Genomic DNA, 16,763 nt, shown 5'->3' on the forward strand with positions numbered 1-16,763 from the left:
CACCGACGCCCCCGATCGGCAGGCGCGCACCCCGAGTCCGGGGGCCACCTGCAGCGCGTCCGCGGCGACCAGGACGATCGCGGTACGCGCCCCCGTCCCGACGTCGATCGCGTTGATCCGCACGGTGAAGGTGCCGTCCGCCTCCGCTGTGACAGCCGCTGTGGACGACATGACGTAGGCGGGACAGGTGGCCGTGCCGGTGCCGAGCAGCCGGCGTCCCTCGCGGCGCGGGCCGGGGCGCGGATCCCGCTGCGCCCAGCCGAACCTGCGGGCGCTCTCGCGGAAGCAGGCGATCAGGTTGCGGCCGGCGAACGGCAGCCCCGAAACAGGACCCACCTCGGGTTCGTTGCGGACGCGCAGTTCGATGGGGTCGATGCCGCACTTCTCTGCGAGCTCGTCGAGCGCGGTCTCCAGCGCGAACGAGCCCGGTGTCTCGCCGGGTCCGCGCATCGCCATCGGTGCCGGCACGTCGAGCCGTACGATCCGGTGGCCGGTGCGGGTGAAGACATCCTGATCGACTTGGAGCAGTCCTCGCTGCGGCGGTTGCTCCCCCAACCGGAGTAGCGCGGAAGAGGGCACCCCTGGAACACCGCGCCGAGACGCCGTACAGCCGGCCGGAACGTGGTGTTCCGGCCGGCTGTACGGCTTGCGCTTCGACGAACTGGCCGCCGGTCAGTGCTGCTCGCGTACGACCGCGACACCCCCGGGGGGAACGGTGACCGAACCGTTGACGGGCTTGCCGGTGAGGAGTTCGACTCCCTCGGCGGGGACTTCGGCGCCGCTCCCGCTGTGGTCGATCAGGAACAGGTAGTCGGCGTCGGCGCCACCGCGCCGGACGGCTTCGATGCCGGGCAGTGGGGTGGCGAGGACCGGCTGGACGCCGGCCTCGTCGCAGATGCGGTCCAGCAGCGCGGCGAGAGTGGCGGGGTCGGGGCGGGTCGCCAGATACCAGGCGGTTCCGTCGCCGGGGGTGTGCCGGGTGACGGCCGGTATGCCTGTCAGGGGGCCGTCCTCGAACGAGGCGATCGACTTGGCGCCCGCGAGCCGGACCCGCTCGGACCACAACGTGGCGGTGGCACCCGCGGGGACCTCCCCGGTGAGGTGGAGCGTCTCGCCGGGCAGCAGCGGGAAGAGTTCGTCGCCGCACACCCCGAGGACGTCCCGGAAGGCACCCGGGTAGCCGCCGAGCCGGACGTGGCAGTTCTCGTCGACCGCGCCGCTGTGGAAGCCGACCGCCAACGTGCCGCCGCGCTCCGCGAAGCCCGCGAGGTTGGCCGCGCCCGCGTCGTCGACGAGATAGAGACTGGGCGCGAGAACCAGGCGGTACGCGGACAGGTCCGCGTCCGGGCGTACGAAGTCCACGGCCACACCGGCGCGCCACAGGGCCCCGTACCAGTCCCGTACGAGGTCCAGGAAGCGCAGCTCGCCGCTGGGCTGGGAGGGCAGTTCCATGGCCCAGCGCGCGTTCCAGTCCCACACCACCGCGACCTGGGCGGTCGACGTGCTTCCCCGTACCTCGGCCAGGGCCTTGAGATCCGCGCCGAGTCGTACGACGTCCCGCCAGATCTGGCTGTCGGTGCCGGCGTGCGGAAGCATCGCCGAGTGCCATTGTTCGGCGCCCGCCTTCGCGGCCCGCCACTGGAAGTAGGCGATGCCGTCGGCGCCGTGCGCGACGTGGGCGAGCGCGTTGCGGCGCATCTCGCCGGGCGCCTTGGCCCGGTTGACGGGCTGCCAGTTGACGGCTCCCGTGGAGTGTTCCATCAGCAGCCACGGCGCCCCGCCCGCCAGCGAACGCACCAGGTCGCCGCTGAGCGCGATGTCGATCTCCGACTCGGGGTCCGTCGACTGGAGGTAGTGGTCGTTGGAGACGATGTCCAGCTCGGGGGCCCAGCGCCAGTAGTCCAGCTTGTCGAAGTTGTGCACCACCATGAAGTTGGTGGTGGCGGGGATGTCCGGGGCGGCGCGGCGCAGCACGTCGCGTTCGGCGGTGAACAGCGACAGCAGTTCGTCCGAGCAGAAGCGGCGCCAGTCCAGCTGGTGGGTGGGGTTGTGGTCGGCGCCGGTGGCGCGGGGCGGGATGATCTCCTCCCAGTCGTAGTACCACTGGCTCCAGAAGGTGGTGCCCCAGGCGTGGTTGAGCGCGTCCAGGTCGTTGCCGTACTTCGCCTTCAGCCAGGTGCGGAAGGCAGCCGCGCTGGTGTCGCAGTAGCAGGCGGCGTTGTGGCAGCCGTACTCGTTGTGGACGTGCCACATCGCCACGGCCGGGTGGTCGGCGTACCGCTCGGCCAGCACGCCGGCGATGCGCAGCGCCGCTGTGCGGTAGGCCGGGCTGGAGGGGCAGAACGTCTGGCGGCTGCCGTACGAGAGGGTGCGGCCGTCGCGGTCGACGGGCAGCGCCTCCGGGTGGGCCCGGAAGAACCAGGCGGGCGGGCAGGCCGTCGGGGTGGCCAGGTCGGCGGCGATGCCGTTCTCGTGCAGCAGGGCCAGCAACCGGTCCATGCGGGAGAAGTCGTAGCGGCCCTCGGCGGGCTCCAACAGGGCCCAGGAGAAGATGCCGACGCTGACCATGGTCACCCCGGCCTCGCGCATCAGGCGCATGTCCTCGGCCCACACCTCCTCGGGCCACTGCTCGGGGTTGTAGTCGCCGCCGTAGGCGATGCCGGGCAGACGAAGGCGGCGTTCGGTGCTCACTGGTGGTACTCCGGAAGGTCTGGGGAACGAGTGGGAGAGATGGTTCAGCCCTTGTTGGCGCCGAGGGTGAGGCCGCCGACGAACTGCCGTTGGAGCAGGAAGTACACGGCCAGGACGGGTACGGCGGTGATCAGGGCGCCGGCGGCGATGAGGTTGGGGTCGGTGAAGTACTGCCCGGAGAGGTTGTTCAGCGCCGAGGTGATCGGCATGTTCTCGCCGGTGGAGATCAGTACGAGGGCCCAGAAGAAGTCGTTGTAGATCCAGATCGACAGCAGTGTCGCCAGGGCCGCCATCGCCGGCTTGCACAGCGGCAGGGTGATCTGCCAGTACAGCCGCCACACCGACGCGCCGTCGACCAGGGCCGCCTCGGTCAGCTCGTGGGGGAGCATCTTCATGTAGTTGCTCAGCACGAAGGCGCAGAACCCGGACTGGAACGCCACGTGGATGAGGACCAGGCCGAGGGCGGAGTCGTACAGCTTGCCGCTCATGGTGATGCCGGGCAGGTCGACGAGCAGGTACAGCCGGTACAGCGGGGTGATGATGACCTGCTGGGGGAGCAGGTTGCCGGCGGTGAAGACCAGCAGCAGGAACAGGTTGACGCGGAAGTCGAAGCGGCTGACGTAGAAGGCGACCATCGACGACAGGAACAGGGTCAGCAGTACCGCGGGCACGGCGATGACGAGCGTGTTGCCGAAGTAGTGCGTCATGTCCGACTGGGTGAAGGCGTTCGTGAAGTTCTCGAACGTCAGCGTGTCGGGCCAGGAGACGTAGCCCTTCTCGGAGGTCTCCGCGTAGGGGCGCAGGGCCGCGTACATCGCCCACAGCAGGGGGGCGAGCCAGGCCAGTGCCGCTCCGGCGAGGAAGAGGTGCAGCAGGATCCGGGCCGGGCGCACGGGGGTGCGTTTGGCCGTGAGGGCCGTGCTCATGCGCGCCGCTCCTTCCGGAAGGTGGCGATCAGGTACGGGATGATCACGGCGAGGGAGATCACCAGCAGGACCACGGCGATGGCGGAGCCGTATCCGATGCGGCTGGACTCGCCGATGATGTTGTTGGTGACCAGGATCGACAGCAGCTCGGTGCCTTCGGCGCCCTTGTTGAAGACGAAGACGAGGTCGAAGGCGCGCAGGGACTCGATGATGGTGACGACCAGGACGATGGTGTTGGTCGGGCGCAGGGTGGGGAAGACGACGTTCTTGAAGGTCTGCCACTCGTTGGCGCCGTCCAGGGCGGAGGCCTCGCGCAGTGCGGGGTCGACGCCCTTGAGGCCGGCGAGGTAGAGGATCATCATGTAGCCGGCGTGGCGCCAGGACGCGGCGATGAGGATCGCCCACAAATTGAGGTCCGGGTCGCCGATCCAGTCGATGTACTTGCCCGGTTCGTTGGCGCCGATCAGGCTGTTGATCAGGCCGGTGTCGGGGTTGTAGACGAGCTGCCACACGAAGCCGATGACGGCCATGGACAGCACCACGGGCAGGAAGAACGCCGTCTGGTAGACCCGGCTGAAGCGGATCTTCTTGTCCAGCTGCACGGCCAGGAACAGGCCCAGCGGGGTCGGGATCAGGATCAGGACGACGAACCAGACGACGTTGTGCTCGACGGCCGGCCAGAACTGCGGGTTGTTGCTGAAGAGCTCCTTGAAGTTGTCCAGCCCGACCCACTTGATCGAGTCGAAGCCGATGCCGTCCCAGGTGGTGAAGGCCAGCGCGATGGAGGCGAGCGCCGTGACCCAGACAAGGGCCACATGCAGGATCGTCGGCAGCCCGGCCATCAGGCCGAGCGTGAGCCGGTCACGGCGGGTCAGCAGGCGCTGGTGCCCCTGCGGCCTCTTGCGGGAGGCGGGGCCCGGAGGCGGTACGACGGCCGCCTCCGGGATCTCGGTCTTGGTCTCGGTGGTCATGAGGAGGCGAAGATCGTCTTCTTCTGGCGCTCGATCGACGAGAGCAGGCTGTCGATCCCCTTCGGATCACGGATGAACTTCTGCAGCGCGGGCTGCATCACCGTGGAGGTGAAGTCCGGACGGCTGTCGCGGTCCATGAACTGCGTCAGGCTCTTGGCACCCGAGATCATCTCGAACGCCTTCTTCTGCAGGGCGCTGTACGACGAGGTGTCGGCCTTGGCGGAGGCGGCCACCACGCTCGGGTCGGCCTTCAGGTAAAGCTCCTCGGCCTCCGGGGTGCCCAGGAACTCCAGCAACTGGAAGGCGCCATCCTTGTTCTTCGGGGACTTGCTGAGCATGAAGCCGTCGGTGGGCGCCTCGACCGTGTCCTGGCCGTACGCCGGGTCGATCTCCGGGAAGGCGAAGAAGTCGAGGTCGTCCAAGTCGGCCTTGTCGGTGAACTGCTGCCCCACGAAGGTGCCCAGCAGGTACATGCCGGCCTTCTTCGACACGAGGGTCTGCGCCGCGTCCTGCCAGGTCCGGCCGACCGCGCCCTCCTGGTGGTAGGGCAGGACCTCGCTCCAGTGGTCGAAGACAGCCTTCACCTTGGCGTCGGTCCAGGACGCCTTGCCGGCCATCAGCTCGACGTGGAAGTCGTAGCCGTTGGTGCGGAAGTTGATCTGGTCGAAGGTGCCGAGCGCCGGCCAGGCGTCCTTGTCGCCGAACGCGATCGGGACGAGCCCGTCCTTCTTCATCTGCTTGCACAGCGCCACGAAGTCGTCCCACGTGGTGGGGACTTCATAACCGTGCTGCTGGAAGACGCTCTTCCGGTAGAAGAGCGCCCACGGGTACGTGGTCAGTGGCACGAAGTAGTACTTGCCGTCCTCGCCCTTGCTGAGCTTGTGCATCGCCTCGGGGAAGTTGCCCCCGATGGTCTTCCACACGTCGTCGATCGGCGTGGCCAGACCCTTCGCCGCGAAGAACTGCATGCGGTAGCCGGCGAACCAGTTGAACACGTCGTCCGGCGTGCCCTGGAGGTAGGTGTTGATCTGCTCCTGGAACGTGTTGTGGTCCTTGGTGTTCACGTCGACCTTGATGCCGGTCTTCTTCGTGAAGGCCGCGTAGATCTCGGCGAACGCCTTCTTCGGGACCGCGTCGGACGCGTTGGAGCCGAGGGTGACGGTCTTGGGGTCGGCGGCCGTGCCGCTGCCGCCGCAGGCGGAGAGCAGGGGGATCCCCGCGCCGAGGACGGCGGCACCGCCGAGGCCACGCAGCAGGGTGCGGCGGCTGGTGCCAGGCATGGACTGACCGAGGGAGGAAAGGTGCATTGCGGCTCCTGACAGGGCGGTCGTAACCAGGCTTGGCACGTCGGCCCGAAGGGGTGTGGCGAGGAAGCTGTCGCCAAGCGACCATAATCAAACGTGATCGCACAAACGCGATCGGCGAATGCCAGGAAGAGTGAACGTCGCATGGGGTCACTGTCAAGGCTCTGTGGTCGACGACCTGCAAGGGCGGGAACTGGGGCAGGGGAGTGCTCGCCTTGCTCGACCCGGCTCACCGGCCCGTCCGGGCAAGCGGAGCCGCTCGGTCATTCGGCCTCTGACCAGCGGTGATGTATTCGATGCCCCGTACCTCGACGCAGTCGTGACGACCTTCGCCGCCTGGTGTCGAACCGAAGTGGAGCGGTGAGAACCCTTGACGCGCGCCCGTCGGCTGCGTAGACATGACCGCGCGATCAGACCGCGTGGTCATATCGTTGACCTCGACGGATGCAGTGGCACGACCATGGGGAGACTTCATGACACCAGGAGTGGGGCGAGGTGGCGGTTCCCCTGTGCCGCGCAGTGCGGACGTCGCGCGGCTGGCCGGGGTGTCACGCAAGACGGTCTCCCGGGTCCTCAACAACGAGCCGTACGTCTCGGAGGAGGCCCGCACAAAGGTTCTCGCGGCCGCTGAGGAACTCGGCTATCGGCTGAACCAGGCGGCCAGGGCGTTGGCCTCCGGGCGCACGCGCTCCATCGGTGTCGTCGCCCTGGGAACCGCGGGGTACGGAACCGCCTCACTGCTCGTGCACATCGAACAGGCGGTACGGGATGCCGGTTACGCGCTGCGCGTGGTCAACACACCGGACGGCGACCCGGAAGGCATCGCGGGTGCCGTGGAGTCACTCCTCGAACAGGGCGTGGACGGTGTGGTCGTCTCCGAGCCCATCGTGAAGGGGGAAGTCCCGCTCCGTGTCGACGTGCCGGTCCTCTTCCTCGGAGCACCCCCCGCCTTCACCGCCACCCGGACGCTGACCGTGGGCGTGGGCGCCCGTGAACTGGCGCGGGCGGCCACCGAACACCTGCTGGACCTGGGACACCGGACCGTCCATCATCTCGCCGGCCCGCGGAAGTGGTACGCGACCAAGGACCGCATCGAGGGATGGCAGGCGGCGCTCGCGGCGCGGGGTGCGTACGAGCCGCCGCTGCTCGACGGTGACTGGTCGGCAGCCTCCGGCCATGCCGTGGGCCGAGCGCTGGCCTCGGACGGTTCCGTGACCGCGGTGTTCGCGGCGGGCGATGAGATGGCGATCGGTCTCATCCATGCCCTGCGTGAGGCGGGGCGTCGCGTGCCGGAGGACATCAGTGTCGTCGGCTTCGACGGCAACCCGGTCTTCGCCTACGTCTCCCCTCCCCTGACCACCGTGCGCCAGCCCTTCGAGGCCGCCGCGCGGGAAGGCATCCGGCTTCTCGTGCACGTCATCGAGAAACCCGACACCGACCTGCCGCAGGCGAGCGACCCACCGGTCGAACTCGTCGTCCGCGGCTCGACCGCGCCCCCACCGTCCCCCCGGAGCCGACCGCTGCTCCGCACCACCTGAGCACCGGTCGGAACCGCCCCGGGCGTACGCCCGCACACCTGAGCACCTCGCCCGTCACCCACCGGCCGCCCACATGCGGGATCCGGCCGGACCGCACGTCGACGTCACCAGCCCCTTCGGGCCCGGCCGACGTGCCTCTCGGACTCCGCCGTTTCCCCGACCCAACTGGTCCCGGGGATCGGCGGGCATCGAAACACCTCTCCATCCCCGTTGATCAGAGCCGCACATGTCCCCCGCACAGCCAGGCGCCGGACCCGGCGCCGCTCCGCGTCCCCGTCCCGCCAACCTCCTGTTCCTGCTGCTCGCCCTGGTCGTCGCGGCGGCGTCGCTGGTCCTGCCCGCCGCGGGCAGGGCGGACGCCATCTCCCGTACCGCCCAGACCCTGTACACCCCGCCGTCCGACGCGCCCGCGCCCGGCTCGCTCTACGCGCGGGGGCTGCGCCTGCGGTACAACGGCTCGGCCAACGGCACCCTCCTCGCCACCTTCGAGCAGTACACCAACGGCATCCCGGTCTTCCCCATCTACCGCAGCACCGACAACGGCACCTCCTGGACGAAGATCTCCGACATCGCCGACACCCAGAACGGCTGGGGCATGCGCTGGCAGCCCGAACTGTTCGAACTGCCCACCGCAGCACCGGCTGCGCCTGCCAGCGGTGGAACCTCGACCAGACCGCGCTGCCGCCCCTCGTACAGCGGGTTCACCCCGTCCTCGGCCACCCAGATGGTGTACTCGTACCGTAAGAACGCCACCTCGATCGGGTCCGCCACGACGGGCAGCGCGACCCGCCAGACCGTGCCCGCCTACTCGATCGTGGTCGTGCAACTCCGCCCGGCCCGCTGAACCGGGAGCCCTCGGGCTTTCCGGCGACATGTCCACCACAGCGTGGTGAACCAGTGAAAGGACCAGATAAGGGTGTCGAGCATGCCTGAGACGGGCGCCACCATCAACAACCCCGTGATCCCCGGGTTCTACCCGGATCCGAGCATCTGCCGGGCGGGCGAGGACTACTACCTCGCATGCTCCAGCTTCGAATACTTCCCCGGCGTGCCCATCTTCCACAGCCGGGACCTGGTGCACTGGACCCAGATAGGCAACGCGCTCGACCGGCCGAGCCAACTGCGCCTGCCGCTGGACTCACCGTCCTCGGGCGGGATCTACGCGCCCACACTGCGCCACCACGACGGCCGTTTCTGGCTGATCGTCACAAACGTGAGCAGCGACGGCAATGTGCTGTTCACGGCCACCGACCCGGCCGGCCCCTGGTCCGATCCGGTCCGGCTGCCCGGCGTGCCCGGCATCGACCCGGACCTCGCCTGGGACGAGGACGGCACCTGCTGGTGCACCGTCGCCGGAGTCGGACAGGTCCGTATCGACCCCAGCACCGGGGAGACGTTCGGCCCGCCGAGCCACCTGTGGTCCGGCTCCCCCGACGCCAAGGCCCCGGAGGCACCGCACCTGTACCGGATCGGCGACTACTGGTACCTGCTCATCGCCGAGGGGGGCACCGAGCGGTGCCACGGTGTCTCGATCGCCCGCAGCCGCACGCCGAACGGCCCGTTCGAGCCCTGCCCGGCCAACCCGATCCTGACCCACCGGGGCACCGACCACCCCATCCAGAACACCGGCCACGCCGACCTGGTCGAGGGGCCCGACGGCTCATGGTGGATGGTGCTGCTCGGCGTACGGCCGGGCGGCGGCACTCCCGGCTGGCATGTACTCGGCCGGGAGACGTTCCTGGTGCCGGTCGACTGGGTCGACGGCTGGCCGGTGGTCGGCGAGCTGTCGACCGTGATGCCGGCGCCACCGTGGCCGCTGCGGCCCGGCGCGGTCGAGCCGGGCCGGGACGACTTCGACCTCAGCGAACTGGCCCCGCGCTGGGTCTCGCTGCGCCACCGCCCCCCGGAGGACTGCACCACGAAGGAACGGCCTGGCTGGCTGACCCTGCGCGCCCGCGGCGGATCACTCGACGACACCGACGTGACCTTCGTCGGCCGGCGGCAGCAGCACCTGTCCTGCCGGGTACGTACGCTGATCGACCCGGCGGAAGGAAGCGGTGGCCTGGCCGTCCGCCTCGACGAGCAGCACCACTACGACATCGAGGCGGCCTCCGGCGAGTTGCGTGTACGCGCCCGTATCGGCCCGCTGGACTCGGTCGTGGCGTCCCGGCCGATCCCTGCCGGGCCCGTGGTTCTCCGCGTCGAGGTGGCCGCCGTCCAGACCGTGAACGACGCCCGCACCGGACCCGACGTCCTCACGTTCGGCGTGGAGGAACCGGACGGCACGTTCGTCGAGCTCACATCGCTGGAGGGGCGATACCTCTCCACGGAGGTCGCGGGCGGCTTCACCGGCCGGGTCATCGGAATGTTCGCCTCTGCGGGGTCCGTGCACTTCGACTGGTTCGACTACGAGCCGACGGAAGGCTGAGCCGCGACAACCGTACAAGCGGCCCGCTGTGGTGTCAGGTCACAGCGGGCCGCGTCTGTGGGGGCAGTCGGGCCTGGTGGACGCGAAGCCATGGCCCGAGAGCAGTGCGGGGCTACGAGCCGGAGCGCAGGAGCAGGTGATGCTCTCCGGATCCGAGTCGGCCGACCGCGGTGGTGCAGGTCCAGCCCTCGGGTGGGCTGAACCGTCCGGTGGTGCCGGGCGGCAGTGAGACGTTCACCGTCAGGGTGGTGTCGCTGATCGACCAGGCGACGGATGCCGTGCCGTAGGGAGTGGCGATCGAGGCGTCGGCCGAGGTGAGGTCGCCCCCCGGTCGGGGGGCGACCTCAAGGGTGCGGTAGCCGGGAGCTGTGGGTCGCAGTCCGGCGACGGACCGGTAGAGCGAGGCGGCGACGGCACCGTAGGCGTAGTGGTTGAACGACAGCATCGTGCCGGCCTTCTCGACGTCGATGGTGCCGTCGGGGCGTATGGCGTCCCACCGCTCCCACATGGTGGTGGCGCCGCGAGCGACCTGGTAGAGCCAGCCCGGGCACTCGGGGTTGAGGAGGAGCTGGTACGCCTCGGCCATGTGGCCGGTGCCGGCGAGGGCGGGCAGCACGAAGGGGGTGCCGAGGAAGCCGGTGGCGATGCGCCCGCCGTTGGCGCGCACCAGGGCGGCGAGTGCTTCGCCCACGGCGGCGCGCTCGGCGGCGGGTGCGATGCCGAATTCCAGCGCGAGCGCGCATCCGGTCTGGGTGGTACGGGCGTGGTCGCCCCACTTGCGCCAGGCGGCCTCGGCGGTGCGCCGATGCAGGGCCGTGTACCGCGCGGCGTCGTCGGCGTGGCCCAGTTCACGGGCGGCGTCGGCGAGCAGACGGGCGCTGTGGGCGACGAAGGCGGTGGCGACGTACGCGGAGTCGGTGGTGGCGCGCGCCGGGTCCTCCGGGGGTGCGGCCGGGTCGAGCCAGTCGCCGAGTTGCGCGTTGCCGCTCCAGGTGCCGTCCTCGTCCAGACGGTCGGCGGTGAACTCGACCCAGGCGCGCATCGCCGTGTAGTGGCGGTCGAGCAGGCTGTGGTGGCCGTAGGCGTCGAAGAGGGCGGCCGGTACGACGGTGGCGGCGTCGCCCCAGCCCGCGGCGGAGCCGGCGAACGGCAGGTCGGTCGGCAACTCGCCGAGGTCCACGCGGGGAATCACCAACGGGACCGCGCCGTCCGGTAGTTGCTCGATGGCGAGGTCGGTGAGCCAACTGTCGAGGAAGGAGCGGCTGTCGAACGTGGCGCACGCGGTCGGGGCGAAGGCCATGAGGTCTCCGGTCCAGCCGAGCCGTTCGTCGCGTTGGGGGCAGTCGGTCGGTACGGCGAGGAAGTTGCCGCGCTGGGAGCGGACGACGTTGGCGTACAGGGTGTTGACACGTTCGTCGGAGCAGCGGAACTCGCCGATGCGGCGCAGGTCGCTGGCCACGACGTGGACCTCGACCGCCTCGACGGTGACGTCGGGGGAGGCGCTGATCTCGGCGTACCGGAAGCCGTGGAAGGTGAATTCCGGCTCCAGTTCGGCCGTGCCACCGGACAGGGTGTACTGGTCGGTGGCGCGTGCGCCGCGCAGGATGCTGGTCAGCAGGCGGCCGTCGCCGTCGAGCACTTCGGCATGCCGGACGGTGACCGTGCTTCCTGCCGGGCCATCGGCGCGCAGCCGCAGCCAGCCGGTGATGTTCTCGCCCGCGTCGACGGCGATCGTGCCGTCGGGCAGTGTCCGCTGCCCGGGCTGGATGACCTGGACGACGCGTACGGGTGGGTGGGCCCGCTGGGTCAGCCCGGCGGGCAGGGGGAGTGCGGCGGCCTGCTCCCAGTCGCGGTCGTCGAAGCCCGGCAGCCGCCAGCCGTGCGGCTCCTGGCGGAGATCGAGTTCGCAGCCGTCGTACAGGTCCGCCGCCAGCAGGGCGCCATGGCCGCCGCGCCAGTTGTCGTCGGTGGCGACCGTGACGGTCGTGCCCTCGGCCAGGGTGACTTCGAGCTGCGCGAGCAGCGCCAAGGTGTCGCCGTAGACATCGCGGTTCTTGTGCCAGGTGAGGTGGCCGCGGTACCAGCCGTCGCCGACGGCGGCGGACAGGGCGTTCGGGCCGGGCACGAGCAGGTCGGTGACGTCGTAGGTGGCGTAGAGGAGACGGTTGGGGTAGCTGGTCCAGCCCGGTTCCAGTAGCTCGTCGCCGACGGGTCGGCCGTTGATCGCGGTGCGGTGGACGCCCAGCGAGGTCACGTACAGCCGGGCGGAGACCGGCTCCGCCGGGAGGTCGAACTCCCGGCGGAGGAGCGGCACCGGCCCCGGGGCGGTACGTCCCCGGTCACTGGGCAGATGGACGGGGCGGGCCGTCCAGTCCCGCTCGGCCAGCAGCGCGGCCTCCACCCGGGCGGGCTCGCTCCATCCCGTCCAGCCGAGGTCGGTGCGGACCCGGACGCGCCAGTGACGGACCTCGCGGCTGCGCAGCGGTTCGGCCGGCCACGGGTGATCGACCACCACGTCGGAGTCGACCTCTCCGCTGGAGGTGGCGTCGCCGAAGGACCCGTCGGCCGAGACCTGGATCTCGTAGGCGTGCTGCAGGACACCGGCCCGGTCGCTCACCAGAGACCACGACAGACGGGGCGCGGGACTCCGGGTGGCCACGAGGCCGGAGTCGTCCGCGGTGCACAGTCCAGTGACCGCCATCGTGGTGTCCGTGGCGCGGAGTGTCTCGGAGCTCGGCGTGGTCATCACTGGAGGTGCCTCCGCAGGAATCGCAGGGTCGACTGATGCAGCTCGGTACGGTGCGGGACGGTCCCCCAGGCGTGGTCCGCGCCCTCGACGATCTGGAGTTCGGCGTTGCCTTCGTAGTGGTCCAGATAGCGCCGCACGTACTTGAGGGGAGCGATCTCGTCCTTGTCGCCGTGCAGGATGTGGACCGGGCCCGAGTACCCGCTCGACCGCCCGTAGACGTCGAGACCGGCGATGTCCTCGACGAGCGCGGGGCTCATCCGGTGCCCGTCGGCGTCGAAGTACCCCTTCTCCTCGATCTGCGCCGCGAGACTGCGGCCCTTGAGGTAGCCGCTGCCGATCTCGAAGGGGGCGACCGCCGCCGGGGACCACAGGCACAGCGCGCTGATCCCGGGCTCCTCGGCGGCCACGATGCCGGCGACGACGCCACCCATGCTCATGCCGACCAGGCCGATGCGGTCGGGGTCGACGAAGTCGAACGCCCGGACGGCCCCCAGTACCGCGCGGGTCTCGGCGATCTCACCGGTGATGGTCACGTCGAAGAAGTCGCCGTCGCTCTCGCCGTGGCCCGAGAGGTCGAAGCGGACCGAGGCGATTCCGTCCGCCGCCAGCAGCCGGGACATGCCGACGAAGTTGGGCAGTTCGAGCCGATTGGAGGTGAAGCCGTGGACGAACACCGTGGTCGGCCACCGGGTTCCGGCCGGGCCCTCGGGGATGTGCACCGTGGAGCGGAGCGTCAGGCCGTTGTGGGAGAAGTCGTGATGGCGGATCACAGGGGTGCCTTTCCGGTGACTTCGGAGGGAGGAGGAGCGCGGAAGATCTCGTGGACGCGGCTGATGGGGATGGCTTCGGGGCCGGGTGTGGGTGGGCGGCACCGCCGTCTTCCGAGCGGCGCGCGGGGGCGAAGGAATCCCTCCGAGATGACTTAATCGCGCCACTTAAACGTGTAGGTAGACTGCGCAGCAAGTTATCCGCAGCCACGGGCTTTGACAAGTGGTCTGTCAGAAGGGCGGGGTGTATGACCGGAACATCCGACCGTAGACGGGTGACCAGCGGGGATGTGGCGCGAGAGGCCGGGGTCTCCCGTGCGACGGTGAGCTACGTCCTCAACGAGACCCCTCATCAGAAGATCCCCGAGGCCACGCGCCGGCGGGTGTGGGAGGCAGCCGCCCGGCTCGGCTACGCCCCCTCCGCCGCGGCGCGAGCCCTGCGGACGGGACGCTCGGACATCGTGCTCGGCCTGCTGCCGGACTGGCCGATCGAGCATGTCTTCGGACGGCTTGTCCAACAGCTGACCAACGCCTTCGCCGAGCACGAACTCACCTTTCTCGTGCACTCGTCGGCCCGCCCCGCCCGGCCCCTGCGGGAGGTCTGGAAGGCCCTGACGCCCGCGGCGGTGCTGGCGCTCGGCGAGTTCCCCGAGTCCGAGGCCGGCGCCATGCGGGCGGCAGGCGTCGAGGTCGTCATGGCGGTGCACGGCTCGGTACGGGGTCGGCGTCGGCCCCCTCTCGTGTCGGAGGAGCCGATCGGAGCGGCTCAGGCCGGCTACCTCGTCGAATCGCACCGCCGACTCGGCTACGCCTACCCGGACCTGGCGGGACTCGAGGTCCTGGCCGGGCCGCGATTGGACGGCGTCCGCAAGGTCTGTGCCGAACGCGGCCTTCCGGAGCCGGACGTTCGCGTCGTCCCCGTCGACCCGGGCGGCGCCGTGGAAGCGGTGAAGGGATGGCTCGCCGCCGGTCCGCCGGTGACGGGCGTCTGCGCGTTCAACGACGATGTCGCCATGTCCGTGCTGGCCGCTCTGCGGTCCCTGGGGCTGCGGGCCCCGCAGGACCTGGCCGTGATCGGTGTCGACGACACCCTCGGCGCGGCGCTGGCGCATTCGCCGCTCACCACGATCGTCCGCGACACCGACGCCATCGCGCGGGGCCTCGCCCGTCGTATCGTCGACGCCCTCGACCGGAAGCCGGTCCCCGCCGATCCCGTCGAGGCCCCGCTCCGGGTTCATGTGCGGGTGTCCGCCTGACCGGCTCCACCGCCGCGGCGGCGGGCCCCTGGATGCCGTGGTCCGGTCGCATCCGCGCTGGTCGCCGCCCTGTTCGAGCAGTCCTCGCGGCCACTTGCCGCGAATCCCTTGCGCAATGACCGCGACACGGTTACGTTACCCGGCACTGGCTTAAACGTTTAAGCGAAACGTGAAAGCTACTCGAAGCAACCAGTGATGGGGGCGACGAGACCGAACGTGCTTCCGACCAGTCCGGCCCTGCTCCACGGCAAACGCCCGGAACAGGCATGACCCCGGCGGATGCCGTCGACCCGCGCCGCCCTCACCCGTCATTCCCGGCCAGACGTGCGAGTCCGGCTCCACCTCCGGCCGCCCCGCTCACGCAGTCCCACCCGGGTCTCCTGCGATCCGCGGGCTCGCAGCCCGCCATCCGAACCATTCACGTCGGTGGCGCCCTCGCGAACCACGACACCCTCCAAGTCCTCCCCGACACCACGGAGATCTCAATGAAGAGAAGGACCGTCCTCCAGGCCTCGATCGGCGTTGTCGCAGCGCTCGCACTCACCGCCTGCAGCGCCGCGAACAGCAACACCGGCGGCAACGGCAGTGCCGGCCCGGCGAACCTCACCATCGCTCTGAACTCGGCACCCAACAGCCTGGACCCCGCCCAGGTCGCCGTGGGGCCCTTCCTGAACTACATGGACCCGGCCTACGCCTCGCTGCTGAACCGCAAGGCCGACGGCACCCTGGGAGCCGGGCTGGCCGACAAGTGGGGATATGTGGGCAGCGGGAACACCAAGTTCCAGCTCAGCCTGCGCAAGGGAGCGAAGTTCGCCGACGGCACGCCGATCACCGCCACCGACGTCGTCAACTCGATCAAGTACTTCCGGAAGGGCAGCGGACCCGGCGGCGCCTACTACCGCCCCCTGACCTTCTCGGCGCCGGACAGTTCGACCGTGGTGGTCAGCAGCCCGACGCCGAACCCCGACATGGGCGCGCTGTTCACGCCCGCGTTCATGGGCGGCGCGATCATCAGCCCGGCGGGGCTGAAGAACCCGAAGAAGCTGGCCTCCACGACCTTCGGCGCCGGGCCGTACGTCCTCAGCGCCCAGCAGTCGGTCTCCGGCGACCACTATGTCTACGTACCGAACAAGAACTTCTACGACCAGTCCGCCATCCACTTCAAGTGGATCACCGTCCGGGTGATGCCGAACGTCAACTCGCAGGCGCAGGCCCTGAAGTCCGGGCAGCTCGACCTCATGTACGGCACCCCGGACGTGGCGCCGACCATCGCGGGCAACAAGTCGCTCACCACGATCAAGGCCCCCACCACCTGGGCCGGCCTGTTCCTGCTGGACCGCGAAGGCACCGTCGTCAAGGGACTGCGCGATGTGCGGGTCCGGCAGGCCCTGAACTTCGCCATCGACCGAGCCGCGGTCACCAAGGCGGTCTACGGCGACTACGGCAAACCGCTCTCGCAGCCGGCGATGCCCGGCTACGACGGCTACAGCCCCGAAGCCGAGAAGATGTACCCCTACGACCCCGCCAAGGCCAAGCAGCTGCTGAAGGCGGCGGGACACACAAAGCTGACCATCCCGGTGAACTACGGCTCGTTCGACCCCTCGACGACCAAGATGCTCCAGGCCGTGCAGGACCAGCTCGCCAAGGTGGGTGTGACCCTGAAGCTGAAGGGCGCCGCCAACTTCGGTGGCTGGATCAACGACCTGCTGTCGAAGAAGTACGCGGCAACCGTACTCTCACCCGGCATGGGTGGCGGTGAGAACTTCTACGTGCAACAGGGAGCGTTCACCAAGACGGGCATCATGAACATCTTCGCCGTGGGCGACAAGGACTTCGATGCCGCGTTCGCCCGGCTCGCCAAGTCGGACCCCCAGGCCGGGGGCGCTGCGGCGAAGGATCTCACCGATGTGATCGTGCGCAAGGCGCTCGCGCTGCCGGTGTCCGCGACCGACACGATCGCCATGTACAACACCAAGCTGCGCGGCGTGAAGTTCGGGGTGGGCACCGCCCAGCTGACACCGAACATCACCTGGACCTCTCGCTGACGAGGACAGATGTTTCCCATCATTCTCCGCAGGCTGGCGCTGTCCGTCCCGCTCCTGGTGGCCGTCTCGGCGATCACCTCGCTCCTGG

At 69.7% G+C, this 16,763-nt stretch carries 11 protein-coding genes and 1 pseudogene; 5 read left to right on the forward strand and 7 right to left on the reverse strand.

What is annotated here, in order from left to right:
• Positions 1-39: 39 nt before the first annotated feature.
• The 5 genes and pseudogenes from STRIP9103_RS48660 to STRIP9103_RS38565 form a co-directional block, all read right to left on the reverse strand.
• Positions 40-495, reverse strand: a pseudogene (locus STRIP9103_RS48660) (molybdopterin cofactor-binding domain-containing protein); the annotation flags it as partial.
• Between the two features lie 177 nt (positions 496-672).
• Positions 673-2,691 carry a beta-galactosidase gene (locus STRIP9103_RS38550; protein WP_009336381.1) on the reverse strand — a complete coding sequence of 673 codons (2,019 nt, stop codon included), beginning with the start codon at positions 2,689-2,691 and terminating at the stop codon, positions 673-675.
• A 44-nt stretch (positions 2,692-2,735) separates the two neighbouring features.
• Positions 2,736-3,617 carry a carbohydrate ABC transporter permease gene (locus STRIP9103_RS38555; protein WP_009299416.1) on the reverse strand — a complete coding sequence of 294 codons (882 nt, stop codon included), beginning with the start codon at positions 3,615-3,617 and terminating at the stop codon, positions 2,736-2,738.
• Entirely contained in the window at positions 3,614-4,588 is a 975-nt protein-coding gene (locus STRIP9103_RS38560; protein WP_009336413.1) for a carbohydrate ABC transporter permease, read from the reverse strand. The genes STRIP9103_RS38555 and STRIP9103_RS38560 overlap by 4 nt, the downstream gene beginning before the upstream one ends.
• Positions 4,585-5,895: an ABC transporter substrate-binding protein gene (locus STRIP9103_RS38565; protein WP_009336417.1), complete on the reverse strand. Its 1,311-nt coding sequence runs from the start codon at positions 5,893-5,895 to the stop codon at positions 4,585-4,587. Before STRIP9103_RS38565 ends, STRIP9103_RS38560 begins: the two co-directional genes overlap by 4 nt.
• Positions 5,896-6,365: 470 nt before the next feature.
• On the opposite strand from STRIP9103_RS38565, the gene STRIP9103_RS38570 reads away from it, so the two are divergent.
• The 3 genes from STRIP9103_RS38570 to STRIP9103_RS38580 all read left to right on the forward strand — a co-directional run bounded on the left by STRIP9103_RS38570 (position 6,366) and on the right by STRIP9103_RS38580 (position 9,858).
• Complete coding sequence (locus STRIP9103_RS38570; RefSeq protein WP_199790611.1) at positions 6,366-7,430, forward strand: LacI family DNA-binding transcriptional regulator; 1,065 nt, start codon at positions 6,366-6,368, stop codon at positions 7,428-7,430.
• Between the two features lie 226 nt (positions 7,431-7,656).
• Positions 7,657-8,274, forward strand: a complete 618-nt coding sequence (locus STRIP9103_RS38575) for a hypothetical protein (protein ID WP_009336395.1) — start codon at positions 7,657-7,659, stop codon at positions 8,272-8,274.
• Between the two features lie 81 nt (positions 8,275-8,355).
• On the forward strand, positions 8,356-9,858 hold the full coding sequence (locus tag STRIP9103_RS38580) for a glycoside hydrolase family 43 protein (RefSeq protein WP_181800130.1): 1,503 nt from the start codon (positions 8,356-8,358) through the stop codon (positions 9,856-9,858).
• 112 nt (positions 9,859-9,970) lie between these two features.
• Here the strand turns inward: STRIP9103_RS38580 and STRIP9103_RS38585 are convergent, their stop codons facing one another.
• Together STRIP9103_RS38585 and STRIP9103_RS38590 are read right to left on the reverse strand one after the other, a co-directional pair.
• The gene (locus STRIP9103_RS38585) at positions 9,971-12,604 is read right to left on the reverse strand and encodes an alpha-L-rhamnosidase (protein ID WP_048821746.1); all 2,634 of its coding nucleotides are present in this window, start codon (positions 12,602-12,604) and stop codon (positions 9,971-9,973) included.
• Positions 12,604-13,377, reverse strand: coding sequence for an alpha/beta hydrolase (locus STRIP9103_RS38590; protein WP_009336385.1), 774 nt, complete (start codon positions 13,375-13,377; stop codon positions 12,604-12,606). The genes STRIP9103_RS38585 and STRIP9103_RS38590 overlap by 1 nt, the downstream gene beginning before the upstream one ends.
• 272 nt (positions 13,378-13,649) lie before the next feature.
• Between STRIP9103_RS38590 and STRIP9103_RS38595 the strand changes: the two genes are divergently transcribed.
• Together STRIP9103_RS38595 and STRIP9103_RS38600 are read left to right on the forward strand one after the other, a co-directional pair.
• Positions 13,650-14,630 carry a LacI family DNA-binding transcriptional regulator gene (locus STRIP9103_RS38595; protein WP_009336390.1) on the forward strand — a complete coding sequence of 327 codons (981 nt, stop codon included), beginning with the start codon at positions 13,650-13,652 and terminating at the stop codon, positions 14,628-14,630.
• 485 nt (positions 14,631-15,115) lie between these two features.
• Entirely contained in the window at positions 15,116-16,675 is a 1,560-nt protein-coding gene (locus STRIP9103_RS38600; RefSeq protein WP_009336379.1) for an ABC transporter substrate-binding protein, read from the forward strand.
• The last annotated feature ends 88 nt before the right edge of the window (positions 16,676-16,763 follow it).

The organism is Streptomyces ipomoeae 91-03 (assembly GCF_000317595.1).
Classification (GTDB): domain Bacteria; phylum Actinomycetota; class Actinomycetes; order Streptomycetales; family Streptomycetaceae; genus Streptomyces; species Streptomyces ipomoeae.

Excerpts from the sequence above, each read along its gene's own strand:
- STRIP9103_RS38585 (WP_048821746.1), bottom strand. The coding sequence starts at position 12,604 with ATGACCACGCCGAGCTCCGAGACACTCCGCGCCACGGACACCACGATG.
- STRIP9103_RS38560 (WP_009336413.1), bottom strand. The coding sequence starts at position 4,588 with ATGACCACCGAGACCAAGACCGAGATCCCGGAGGCGGCCGTCGTACCG.
- STRIP9103_RS38555 (WP_009299416.1), bottom strand. The coding sequence starts at position 3,617 with ATGAGCACGGCCCTCACGGCCAAACGCACCCCCGTGCGCCCGGCCCGG.
- STRIP9103_RS38565 (WP_009336417.1), bottom strand. The coding sequence starts at position 5,895 with ATGCACCTTTCCTCCCTCGGTCAGTCCATGCCTGGCACCAGCCGCCGC.
- STRIP9103_RS38570 (WP_199790611.1), top strand. The coding sequence starts at position 6,366 with ATGACACCAGGAGTGGGGCGAGGTGGCGGTTCCCCTGTGCCGCGCAGT.
- STRIP9103_RS38580 (WP_181800130.1), top strand. The coding sequence starts at position 8,356 with ATGCCTGAGACGGGCGCCACCATCAACAACCCCGTGATCCCCGGGTTC.
- STRIP9103_RS38600 (WP_009336379.1), top strand. The coding sequence starts at position 15,116 with ATGAAGAGAAGGACCGTCCTCCAGGCCTCGATCGGCGTTGTCGCAGCG.
- STRIP9103_RS38575 (WP_009336395.1), top strand. The coding sequence starts at position 7,657 with ATGTCCCCCGCACAGCCAGGCGCCGGACCCGGCGCCGCTCCGCGTCCC.